This window comes from Janthinobacterium breve (assembly GCF_051380895.1).
In the GTDB taxonomy this organism is placed as follows: domain Bacteria; phylum Pseudomonadota; class Gammaproteobacteria; order Burkholderiales; family Burkholderiaceae_D; genus Janthinobacterium.
Window position 1 is genome coordinate 117794 of sequence record NZ_JBNYXY010000002.1, and the last position, 12168, is coordinate 129961.

At 61.4% G+C, this 12168-nt stretch carries 10 protein-coding genes; 1 reads left to right on the top strand and 9 read right to left on the bottom strand.

The window, feature by feature from the left end; genetic code table 11:
- Positions 1-7 precede the first annotated feature (7 nt).
- From rpsA to gyrA, 9 genes are all read right to left on the bottom strand, one after another.
- Positions 8-1720, bottom strand: a complete 1713-nt coding sequence (gene rpsA / locus ACQ4W0_RS03295) for a 30S ribosomal protein S1 (RefSeq protein ID WP_071650172.1) — start codon at positions 1718-1720, stop codon at positions 8-10.
- 119 nt (positions 1721-1839) lie between these two features.
- Entirely contained in the window at positions 1840-2508 is a 669-nt protein-coding gene (gene cmk, locus ACQ4W0_RS03300) for a (d)CMP kinase (protein WP_436575479.1), read from the bottom strand.
- 16 nt (positions 2509-2524) lie between these two features.
- Entirely contained in the window at positions 2525-3880 is a 1356-nt protein-coding gene (gene aroA, locus ACQ4W0_RS03305; RefSeq protein ID WP_436575480.1) for a 3-phosphoshikimate 1-carboxyvinyltransferase, read from the bottom strand.
- Between the two features lie 18 nt (positions 3881-3898).
- Positions 3899-4807 (bottom strand): prephenate dehydrogenase, encoded by a 909-nt coding sequence (locus ACQ4W0_RS03310; protein ID WP_436575481.1) that lies wholly within the window; start codon positions 4805-4807, stop codon positions 3899-3901.
- Between the two features lie 4 nt (positions 4808-4811).
- The gene (gene hisC / locus ACQ4W0_RS03315) at positions 4812-5918 is read right to left on the bottom strand and encodes a histidinol-phosphate transaminase (protein ID WP_436575482.1); all 1107 of its coding nucleotides are present in this window, start codon (positions 5916-5918) and stop codon (positions 4812-4814) included.
- Positions 5919-5962: 44 nt separating this feature from the next.
- A complete protein-coding gene (gene pheA / locus ACQ4W0_RS03320; RefSeq protein WP_436518519.1) occupies positions 5963-7033 on the bottom strand; it encodes a prephenate dehydratase in 1071 nt (356 codons plus the stop codon).
- Between the two features lie 83 nt (positions 7034-7116).
- Positions 7117-8208 carry a 3-phosphoserine/phosphohydroxythreonine transaminase gene (gene serC, locus ACQ4W0_RS03325; protein ID WP_436575483.1) on the bottom strand — a complete coding sequence of 364 codons (1092 nt, stop codon included), beginning with the start codon at positions 8206-8208 and terminating at the stop codon, positions 7117-7119.
- A gap of 24 nt (positions 8209-8232) precedes the next feature.
- Positions 8233-8817 carry a DUF2059 domain-containing protein gene (locus ACQ4W0_RS03330; RefSeq protein ID WP_436575484.1) on the bottom strand — a complete coding sequence of 195 codons (585 nt, stop codon included), beginning with the start codon at positions 8815-8817 and terminating at the stop codon, positions 8233-8235.
- A 107-nt stretch (positions 8818-8924) separates the two neighbouring features.
- Positions 8925-11603, bottom strand: coding sequence for a DNA gyrase subunit A (gene gyrA, locus ACQ4W0_RS03335; RefSeq protein WP_436575485.1), 2679 nt, complete (start codon positions 11601-11603; stop codon positions 8925-8927).
- Positions 11604-11867: 264 nt separating this feature from the next.
- Here gyrA and ACQ4W0_RS03340 point away from each other — a divergent pair, with 264 nt between their 5' ends.
- The gene (locus ACQ4W0_RS03340) at positions 11868-12095 is read left to right on the top strand and encodes a hypothetical protein (protein WP_436575486.1); all 228 of its coding nucleotides are present in this window, start codon (positions 11868-11870) and stop codon (positions 12093-12095) included.
- Positions 12096-12168 lie beyond the last annotated feature (73 nt).

The window sequence follows — 12168 nt, forward strand, 5'->3', positions numbered from 1 at the left end:
CGCAGTCTTAGTTCTTGTTATCGAACTTAGCTTTCAACAAGGCGCCCAGGCTGGTGGTGCCCGAAGCTGCGTTGTTGTCGGTAGCTGCCATCTTCTGCATGGCTTCCTGGGTTTCAACGTTGTCTTTCGCTTTGATCGACAGTTGGATACCACGGGCTTTGCGGTCGATGTTCAACACCATTGCTTCGACGGTATCGCCGACTTTCAGGTGCGTACCAGCATCTTCAACGCGGTCGCGCGAGATTTCGGAAGCGCGCAGGTAGCCTTCGACTTCTTCGGACAGTTGGATCACGGCGCCTTTAGGCTCAACCGATTTAACGGTGCCGGTTACCAGCGAGCCTTTGTCGTTCATGGCTGCGAAGTTGTTGAATGGGTCACCTTCCAGTTGCTTGACGCCCAGGGAAACGCGCTCGCGCTCAACGTCGATGGCCAGAACGATGGCTTCCAGTTCGTCACCTTTCTTGAAGCGACGCACGGCTTCTTCGCCGGTTTCGGTCCAGGACAGGTCGGACAGGTGCACCAGACCGTCGATGTTACCGGCCAGGCCGATGAACACGCCGAAGTCGGTGATCGATTTGATCGCGCCGCGGACTTTATCGCCCTTCTTGTGGGTAACGCCAAAGTCATCCCAAGGGTTGGCTTTGCACTGTTTCATACCCAGCGAGATACGACGACGCTCTTCGTCGATTTCCAGAACCATGACTTCTACTTCGTCGCCCAGTTGGACAACTTTGTTAGGAGCAACGTTTTTGTTCGTCCAGTCCATTTCGGAAACGTGTACCAGACCTTCGATACCCTGTTCCACTTCCACGAATGCGCCGTAGTCGGTCAGGTTCGTTACTTTACCGAACAGACGGGTGCTTTGTGGGTAACGACGGGACAGACCGGTCCAAGGATCGTCGCCCAGTTGTTTCACGCCCAGCGAAACACGGTTTTTCTCTTGATCGTATTTCAGGACTTTGGCGGTGATTTCCTGGCCAACCGTCAGTACTTCCGACGGGTGACGTACACGGCGCCATGCCAGGTCGGTGATGTGCAGCAAGCCATCGATACCGCCCAGATCCACGAACGCGCCGTAGTCGGTGATATTTTTGACGACGCCGGTCACGACCGTGCCTTCTTTCAGCGTTTCCATCAGTTTCTGACGCTCTTCGCCCATCGAAGCTTCGATGACGGCGCGGCGGGACAGAACCACGTTGTTACGCTTGCGGTCCAGTTTGATGACCTTGAATTCGAGGGTTTTGCCTTCGAATGGGGTGGTGTCTTTGACAGGACGGGTATCAACCAGCGAGCCCGGCAGGAATGCGCGGATGCCGTTGGTCAACACGGTCAGACCGCCTTTGACTTTACCATTGACGGTACCGACGACGATTTCGCCCGATTCCATCGCTTTTTCCAGAGCCAGCCACGAAGCCAGACGCTTGGCTTTATCGCGCGACAGGATGGTATCGCCGAAACCATTTTCCAGCGATTCGATCGCCACGGAAACGAAGTCACCAACTTTAACTTCCAGTTCGCCGTGGTCGTTCTTGAATTCTTCGACAGGGATGAATGCTTCGGATTTGAGGCCAGCGTTCACGATCACGAAATTGTGGTCGAGGCGCACGACTTCAGCGGAAATAACTTCGCCGGAGCGCATATCTTGACGCGACAACGATTCCTCGAAGAGCGCAGCAAAACTTTCCATACCGGTAGATTCGTTAGTTGTAACAGTAGACATAGGGTTCACACAGGTTATCCAGCAGAGATCGCACGACGCGACTTAAACTGGGTTAGGTTTTTGACACACCCGGACAGGCCAGGAGCCGTCAACGGGCACCACATAGCATGGAAATCATACTATTTCATTACTGAGGCATACCATTTCAACACGGCTTCAACGGCAACATCTGCCGTCATGGCCGAGGTATCGAGGACATGCGCCCCTTCTGCGGGGACCAGCGGCGCAATCGCACGGTGAGTATCACGTTCGTCCCGCGCCTGCAAATCCATCAGAAGGTCTTCCATATTAGCAGAAAAACCCTTGTCTATCAATTGCTTGTAGCGCCGTTGCGCGCGCGCCTCGACGCTGGCGGTGAGGAACACCTTCAGTGGGGCATGCGGAAAGATCACCGTGCCCATGTCGCGTCCGTCGGCCACCAGGCCGGGCGTCTTGCGAAAACCCAGCTGCAAGCTGACCAGGGCCTGGCGCACCGTTGGTAGTACGGCAATCTTTGACGCCGTATTGCCCACTTCTTCGGCACGGATCTGCTCGGTGACGTTTTCCTGCGCCAGCAGGATCTCGCCGCCCGCGAAATGACAGGGCAAGTGCTCGGCCAGCTTGGCCAGCGCGTGCTCGTCGCGCAAGTCCGTGCCGCGGCGCAGCGCCGTCAGCGCCGTCAGCCGGTACAGCGCGCCCGAGTCCAGGTAATGAAAGCCCAGCTTGTCGGCCACGCGGTGCGCCACCGTGCCCTTGCCGGAAGCGGTGGGGCCGTCGATGGCGATGACAGGAATGTTGGAGGTCGACATAGTGTTAAACAATCAATTAAATCAAGGTGTCTTTGGCAATCCCCGCAAACGCGGCGAAATACTCGGGGAAGGTCTTGGCTACGCATTTCGGGTCGTTGATGCGCATGGCGTTGCCGCGGCGCGCGGCGCCATCGAGCGAAGCGAGCGAGAAGCACATGGCCATGCGGTGGTCGTCATACGTGTCGATGGTGGCGGCAAGAATCTGTGCCGGCGGCGTCACGCGCAGGTAATCCGCGCCCTCTTCCACTTCAGCACCCAGCTTGCGCAATTCCGTCGCCATGGCGGCCAGGCGGTCCGTTTCCTTCACGCGCCAGCTGGCGATATTACGCAAGGTCGAAGTGCCGTCCGCGTACAGGGCGGCCACGGCGATCGTCATGGCCGCATCGGGAATGTGGTTGAAATCCATGTCGACGGCTTTCAAGACGCCATTTGAACGGGCCTCGATCCAGTTCTCGCCCATGGTGATGGTGGCGCCCATCTGCTGCAAGGCTTCGACGAAGCGCACGTCACCCTGGATGCTGTCGCGTCCCACGCCTTCCACGCGCACGGGACCGCCGCCGATGGCGCCGGCCGCCAGGAAATACGAGGCCGACGAGGCGTCGCCTTCGACATGGATGGTGCCCGGGCTTTGATACTGCTGGCCCGGCTGCACGGTGAACGACTGCCAGCCGTCATGCTCGACCGTCACGCCGAAACGGCGCATCAGGTTCAGCGTGATCTCGATGTACGGCTTCGAGATCAGCTCGCCCGTGACGGCTATGGTCACTGCATGGTCGCGCGCCATCAGCGGCGCCACCATCAGCAGGGCCGTCAGGAACTGGCTCGACACATTGCCGCGCACGGCGATGCGCTGCGCGTGGATGTGGCCGCGGCGGATGCGCAGCGGCGGGAAGCCCTGCTCGCCCGTGTATTCGATCTGCGTGCCGACGGCATTCAGCGCGTCGACCAGGTCGCCGATGGGGCGCTCGTGCATGCGCGACACGCCGTGCAAGGTGTAGTCGCCGCCAATGACGGCCAGCGCCGCCGTCAGCGGGCGGATCGCCGTGCCGGCGTTCCCCATGAACAAGTCGGCCTCGTGGTGCGGAAAGACGCCGCCGCAGCCTTCCACATGGTGCACCTGGTGGGCAGAGGCGGGGTCGCCCGTCAATTCATCCTGCGTCCATTTGACGCCCAGCGAGGTCAGTGCCGTGAGCATGACGAAGGTGTCGTCGGAGGCGAGCAAGTCGATGATCTTTGTCGTGCCCCTGGCCAGCGCGGCCAGCAGCAGCACGCGGTTGGAAATGCTTTTCGAGCCGGGCAAACGCACCGTGCCTTCGGCGTGCATCACCGGCGTCAAATCGATATGGTGGGGGTAGTGCTTGGTCTGGGTCATGCTGGAATCCTTGAGTATTTATTGTACGGGCGCGGGCGGAATTTCCGCCGTTTCAATCGCCTCGATCCATTGCTGCCGCGCGTGCTGGGCGTTCGCGTACACGCCTTCGATGGCGGCGCCGTCGTTGGCCGCCAGGTGGGCGCGCAAGGTCGTCAACTGCGCCAGATAGGCGTCCAGTTCGTGCAGCAGCGCCGGCTGGTTGGCCAGGCTGATATCGCGCCACATTTCCGGCGATGAGCCGGCGATGCGCGTAAAGTCGCGAAAGCCGCTGGCCGCATATTGAAACAGCAGGCCCGCGTGGGACTTTTTGGCGATGTCGTCGACCAGCGCAAAGGCCAGCAAATGCGGCAGATGGCTGACGGCGGCAAACACCTTGTCATGGTCTTCGGGCGTCAAGGTATGCAGGATGGCGCCACAGGCGCGCCACGCGGCCGCCACCCGCTCCACATCGGCGGCACTATTTTCCGCCAGCGGCGTGAGCACCACTTTCTTGCCTTGATACAGATCGATGATGGCCGCATCGGGGCCATTCGTCTCGCGCCCCGCGATCGGGTGGCCGGGCACGAATTGCCCCGCCTTGCCACCGAGCGCCGCGCGCGCGGCCGCCACCACGTCGCTTTTCGTGCTGCCCGCGTCGGTGACGATGGTGCCTGGCTGCAGGTGCGGCGCGATGGACGCCAGGATGGCGCCCGTCTGCGCCACGGGCGCGGCCAGCAGCACCAGGTCGGCGCCGGCCATGGCACTGGCCATGTCGCCGCCGATCTCGTCGATGATGCCCAGTTCGCGCGCACGCGACAGGGACGCCGGCGAGCGGCCCATGCCGACCACGGTGCCGACAGCACCCGCGTGTTTCAGGGCGCGCGCAAACGAGCCGCCGATCAGGCCTACGCCGAAGATGACGATTTTTTTCAGTGCAGGCGTCGTCATATCGTCAAGCCAGCGCTTTCGTCAGCGCGGCGATGAAGATGGCGTTTTCCTGCGGCAGGCCGATGGAAATGCGCAGCCATTGCGGCAAGCCGTAGCTGCCGACAGGGCGCACGATCACGCCCTGTTTCAGCAGCGCCAGGTTCACGCGCGCACCCGCTTCATCATCGTCGCCCACTTTCACCAGCACGAAATTGCCGTGCGAGGGCACGAATTCCAGGCCCAGTTGCGTAAACGCTTCGATGAACTGCTGGTAGCCGGCCGCGTTATTGCGCGCGCTTTGCTCGAGGAAGGCCTTGTCGTTCAGGGCGGCAATCGCGGCCGCCTGCGCCAGCGAGTTGACGTTGAATGGCTGGCGGATGCGGTTCATCAGGTCCGTCAGCACCGGCTGGGCGATGGCGAAGCCGATGCGCAGGCCGGCCAGTCCGTACGCCTTCGACAGGGTGCGCGAGACCACCAGATTCGGATACTGGCGCACCCACGCCGTCGACTCGTACTGGTCGTCGGCCGAGAGGAATTCGTTGTAGGCTTCGTCCAGCACCACCACCACGTGCTGCGGCACTTTTTGCAGGAACGCTTCGAGCTGTGCGGCAGACAGGAAAGTACCGGTCGGGTTGTTCGGGTTGGCGATGAAGATCAATCGCGTGTCGTCGGCAATCGCCGCAGCCATGGCGTCCAGGTCATGGCCGTAGGCTTGCGCCGGCACGACGATGTGGCGAGCGCCCAGGCCTTGCGTGGCCAGCGCGTACACGGCAAACGAATACTGCGAGTACACCACGGATTGCCCATGCTGCACGAAGGCGTGCGCGGCAATTTCCAGGATGTCGTTGCTGCCGTTGCCCAGGGTGATCCAGTCGGCCGGCACGTCATAGCGCTTGGACAGCACGGCTTTCAAGTCAAAGCCGTTGGCGTCCGGGTAGCGGCCCAGGTCATCGATGGCGGCGATCATCGCCTGCTTGGCCGATTCCGGCATGCCGTACGGGTTTTCATTCGACGCCAGCTTGACGATGGCTGCCTCGTCGAGGCCGAATTCGCGCGCGACTTCCGCGATCGGTTTGCCGCTCTGGTAAGGGGCGATGGCGCGGACGTATTCTGGACCGATATTTTTAGACATGGTGCTCTTTAAAAAAATGGATGATTGTTAGAATAGCTACAACTTCACAAGCTGACCGGATACGACCCCAGTACCTTGAAAAACGCCGCATTGCTCTGCAGCTCGGCCAGCGCCTGGGCGACGGCCGCGTCATGCACATGGCCTTCCACATCGACATAGAAATAATACTCCCAGCTGCCCATGCGCGCCGGGCGCGACTCGAAGCGCGTCATCGACACGCCGTGCTTCGCCAGGGGTGCCAGCAGCTGGTACACGGCGCCCGCCTTGTTCGGCACGGCCAGCACCAGCGACGTCTGGTCCTTGCCCGACGGTGCCGTCTGCAAGGTGCCCACGACGGCGAAGCGCGTGCGGTTGTGCGGGTCGTCCTGGATATGGCCCTTGACCACGCCCAGCTTGTACTGCGCGCCCGCCAGTTCGCTGGCAATGGCAGCGACCGCCGGGTCCTCACCGGCCATGCGCGCCGCTTCGGCATTCGAGGCCACGGCGTGGCGCGCGATGTGCGGGTAATTCTGGTTCAGCCACACCTGGCATTGCGCCAGCGCCTGCGAATGGGCGCAGATGGAGGTGACGCCATCCATGTTGCCGCTTTTGCTCATCAGGCTGTGGTGCACTGCAATGGCCACCTCGCCGCTGATGATGAGGCTAGTCTGCAGCATCATGTCGAGCGTGCGGTTGACGGCGCCTTCCGAGGAATTCTCGATCGGCACCACGCCGAAGTCCGCCGTTCCAGCCTCGGCGGAGCGGAACACTTCATCGATGGACGCGCACGGCAAGCCTTCGACGGCGCTGCCGAACTGCTGATACACGGCCTGTTCGCTGAAGGTGCCGGCCGGGCCAAGGTACGCCACGGTGACGCGTTTTTCCAGCGAGCGGCAGGACGACATGATTTCGCGGAAGATGGTCTGCACTTCGCGGTCGCCCATGGGACCGGGATTGCGCTCGGCCACGCCGCGCAGCACCTGCGCTTCGCGCTCGGGGCGGAACACGGGCGCCTGCGTCTCGGCCTTCACATGGCCCACTTGCTGGGCGATTTGCGCACGGCGGTTCAGCAGCTCGAGGATTTGCGCGTCGATCGCATCGATCTGTTCGCGCAGCGGTTTCAATTTATCGGTCATGGTTGGTGTGTTTCGTCAGCTGTACTTCAATCATGGCCGCGCGGCCTGCGCCGGCGGCGGGCCGGCGCGGTCGTCTATGCGACTCAGCGTTCGGCAAACTCGTTCAAATAGGTGACCAGGGCTTGCACGCCCTCGATCGGCATCGCGTTATAGATCGATGCACGCATGCCGCCGACGGACTTGTGGCCCTTCAGTTGCAGCAGGCCGCGCTGCTTGGCGCCGGCCAGGAATGCGTCGTTCAAGCTTTCGTCGCGCAGATAGAACGGGATGGTCATGCGCGAGCGGTATTCCGGGGCGACCCGGTTCTGGTAGAAGTCGTCCACATCGAGCGCCGCGTACAGCAGCGCCGCTTTGTCAATATTACGCTGTTCCATGGCTGCCACGCCACCTTGCCGTTTGAGCCACTGGAAAACCAGGCCGGCAATATAGATGCCGTAGGTGGGCGGCGTGTTGTACATCGATTCATGTTCGGCCACGATGCTCCAGTCGAACGCGGACGGGCAGATAGTCAGGGCCTTGCCCAGCAAATCTTCGCGCACGATGACAAGCGTCAGGCCGGCCGGGCCGATATTCTTTTGCGCACCGCCAAAAATGACGCCATATTGCGATACGTCAATGACCCGCGACAAAATGTGCGAGGACATGTCGGCCACGATGGTGGTGCCTGCCGGCACGCCCGGCGCCTGCTGGAATTCCACGCCGTCGATGGTTTCGTTGGTACAGATGTGCAGGTAGGCGGCGCCCGGCGTCAGCTTCCACTCGGAGACCGGCGGCACGCTCGTGAAACGGGCGGCCTTGGACGACGCGGCCACGTTCACGTTGGCATACTTGGCCGCTTCCTGGATCGACTTGCCCGACCACGAACCCGTGTGCACGAAATCGATGGTGGCCGGCTGCTGCGCGGCCAGGCCCACCAGGTTCATGGGGATGATGGCGTTCTCGCCCAGGCCACCGCCCTGCAGGAACAGGATCTTGTAGTTCTCGGGCACGGCCAGCAGTTCGCGCAGGTCGGCCACTGCCTGCTTGTAGATGGAAATGAATTCGGGACCACGGTGGCTCATTTCCATCACCGACATGCCACTACCATGCCAGTCCTGCATTTCCGCGGCCGCTTGCGCCAGCACTTCCTTGGGCAGGACGGCGGGGCCGGCGGAGAAATTGTAGATATGGGTCACGATACGGTCCTTGGAAAAATGGAATTATTGGGGCGACTGCGTGGCCGCCCGCATGACCTGGTCAAGCACGGCATTCACGCGCGGGATCAGCACGCGCTGGCTGATGGCCATCGATTCGGCCGACAGTTGCGGCATGGTGGCCAGCATCTTGCGTCCCAGCGGCGTCTTGTAGAAGGCCGTCAGCTGCTCGACTTCCGGCACCGTGTAAAAGCGCGCGTACAGGGGCACCATTTCAGCGCTCAATTCGTCGATCAGGGTCGGGTCGGCCAGTACCTGCGTCAGGGTGGCGATGGCGACGGGGATTTCCTCCTCGGCGCTGGCCAGCGCGCGCGCCTTGCGCTGCTCGTCCAGGTTCGGGTTGCTGCTGATTTGCTGCTGCGCCGACTGGCGGATCATGGCCGGCACCGATTGCAGCATCTGGTCGAAGATGCTGCGCGTGAGCTGCGGGAACTGCATCGCGTCGAGCATGCGCCGCACGGCCACTTTCATGGCGGGGCTGGGCGCCACCTGGCGGGCAGGCGTGGCTTGCGCACTCTGGGCCAGGGCCGGCAGGGTCGCAAGGAAGGCCAGCGAAAACGCGGCGAAGAAGGTGGCGACGATTTTTCTCATGGCATGCGGGACTTTACAAAAGCGGGGAACTACCTGGGGGTACGCAGGCTGGCGCCGCGAGTGGCACGCCAACAGCAATTGGGGCTCCCGAAAGAGCCCCAATCATCTTACTCCGGCTGGGCCGGATCGACAGGATCAACCGGGTCGGCGGCCGCCGGTGCGGCATCCGTGCCCGCCTCCGTCGTCAGCTCGACTTCGTCGATATCCGTTTCCACCACGCGCTGCAGGCCGGACAGCTTGGTGCCGTCTTCCACGGCGATCAGGGTCACGCCCTGCGTCGCGCGGCCCATTTCGCGGATTTCCGACACGCGGGTACGGATCAACACGCCACCGGTGGTGATCAGCATGATTTCATCGCTGGTATCAACCAGGGTCGCGGCAACCACTCTACCGTTGCGCTCGCTGGTCTGGATGGCGATCATGCCTTTCGTGCCACGGCCATGGCGCGTGTACTCGGTGATCGGCGTGCGCTTGCCGTAGCCGTTTTCCGTGGCCGTCAGCACCGACTGCTGCTCGTTCTCGGCCACCAGCAGGGCGATCACGTGCTGGCCTTCTTCCAGATTCATGCCGCGCACGCCGCGCGCCGTGCGGCCCATCGGACGCACATCGTTTTCGTCGAATCGCACTGCCTTGCCCGAATCGGAGAACAGCATCACGTCGTGCTGGCCGTCGGTCAGCGCCGCGCCGATCAGGAAGTCGCCGTCGTCCAGGTCGACCGCGATGATGCCGGCCTTGCGTGGATTGCTGAAGTCCTTCAGCGGCGTCTTCTTGACGGTGCCGAGGCTGGTCGACATGAACACGTAATGGTCTTCCGGGAACGTGCGGTTCTCGCCCGACAGCGGCAGGATCACAGTGATCTTTTCGTTGTCCTGCAGCGGGAACATGTTGACGATCGGCTTGCCGCGCGAATTGCGCGAGCCTTGCGGCACTTCCCACACCTTCAGCCAGTACATGCGACCACGATCCGAGAAGCACAGGATGTAGTCGTGCGTGTTGGCGATGAAAAGCTGGTCGATCCAGTCTTCCTCTTTGGTCGCCATGGCTTGCTTGCCGCGTCCGCCGCGCTTCTGCGCGCGGTATTCGGAAATCGGCTGCGCCTTCATGTAACCGGTGTGCGACAGGGTCACGACCATGTCTTGCGGCGTGATCAGGTCTTCCGTTTCCAGGTCGGTCGCATTGAGCTCGATCTGCGAGCGGCGCACGTCCTTGTTGCCAGCGCCGTATTCGTTTTTCGCCGCCGTCATTTCATCGGTGATGATGACGGTGACGCGTTCCGGCTTGGCCAGGATGTCGAGCAAGTCGGCGATATGTTCCATCACGTCCTTGTACTCGTTGACGATCTTGTCCTGCTCCAGGCCGGTCAGGCGTTGCAAACGCATTTGCAAGATTTCCTGCGCCTGGTCGTCCGACAGCTTGTACAGGCCATCCGTTTGCATGCCGTAGTGTTTCGGCAGGTTTTCCGGACGGTAGGCATCAATGCCGCCTGGCGTCGTGCCGTCGCCCGTGCGGGCCAGCATTTCGCGCACGACGGACGAATCCCAAGCCTTGGCCATCAGCTCGACCTTGGCGATCGGCGGCGTCGGCGCGGCCTTGATGATGGCGATGAAGTCATCGATGTTGGCCAGCGCGACAGCCAGGCCTTCGAGCACGTGACCCCGCTCGCGCGCCTTGCGCAGTTCGAACACGGTGCGGCGCGTGACCACTTCGCGGCGGTGCGACAGGAAGCATTGCAGCATCTGCTTGAGGTTCAGCAGCTTCGGCTGGCCATCGACCAGGGCCACCATGTTCATGCCGAAGGTATCTTGCAACTGGGTCTGCTTGTACAGGTTGTTCAGCACCACTTCCGGCACTTCGCCCCGTTTCAGCTCGATCACCACGCGCATGCCCGACTTGTCGGATTCGTCGCGGATGTCGGAAATGCCGTCGAGCTTCTTGTCGCGCACGTTCTCGGCGATGCGTTCCAGCAAGGATTTCTTGTTGACCTGGAATGGCAGCTCGTCGACGATGATGGCGATGCGGCCGCCATCCTTGCCGTATTCTTCGAAGTGGGTCTTGGCGCGCATCACCACGCGGCCGCGGCCCGTGCGGTAGCCGTCGCGCACGCCCGACACGCCATAGATGATGCCGGCGGTAGGGAAATCGGGGGCGGGAATGATCTCGATCAATTCATCGATCGTGCAATCGGGGTTGCGCAGCACGTACAGCGCGCCATCGATGACTTCGGTGATGTTGTGTGGCGGAATGTTCGTCGCCATGCCGACCGCGATACCGGACGAGCCATTGATCAGCAGGTTCGGGATACGCGTCGGCAAGACCGTCGGTTCCTTTTCCTTGCCATCGTAGTTGGGCTGGAAGTCGACGGTGTCCTTGTCGATATCGGCCAGCAGTTCGCCGGCGATCTTGTCCAGGCGGCACTCGGTGTAACGCATCGCCGCGGCGCCATCGCCGTCGACGGAACCGAAGTTGCCCTGGCCATCGACGAGCATGTAGCGCAGCGAAAAATCTTGCGCCATGCGCACCAGTGTGTCGTAGATCGAGGCATCGCCGTGGGGATGGTATTTACCCATGGTTTCGCCGACCACGCGGGCGCACTTGACGTAAGGGCGGTTCCACACGTTATTCATTTCATGCATCGCGAACAAGACGCGGCGGTGCACTGGCTTCAAGCCATCACGCGCATCGGGCAAGGCGCGACCGACGATCACGCTCATGGCGTAATCGAGGTAGCTCTTGCGCATCTCTTCTTCGAGGGAAATAGGAATTGTTTCTTTTGCGAATTGATCCATTGGCGGTTCGACTGATCTCAGGCTGTGGTTAACTTATCTGTTACGCAATGTATGACGCAATACTGCATATCCTAGGCGGCTGTCGTCGTGGACGCCGCACCGCGCGCTGCTGGCGCGGCCCGGCTTCCATGTCGCAGAGTGCCCGAGCAAATCGGCGAACTGGCGACACGACCAGCACGCGTACCGCAGGGGTAGGTCCTGGCCATGCAGTGCCGCCGTGGGCATTTGCTCGACACTCTTAACAGTCAAGCGCACGATTTTAGCATGCGCGCCCAGCTACCTGTACAAATTGGCCATGCCGACAATATTGCCAGTTTGCACCAGGGCCGTGCACGCCGGCTTGTCGATAATGCACAATGGCAATACCAGTTCAATACGCCTGCCCTTCAAAGTGGCAAAAAAAGCGATCAATTGTTACAGATGCGTTACAAATGGGCATTTTCGTTGCGCAAAAACAACGCGCGGTCTAAAATCAGGCAAGCTTTGATTTAACCACGGTCGTGCGCCCCTGATGCGTGTGGCAAAATGACTGAGAAGTTAATTGCTAGTTTCGCAATCTGAAACG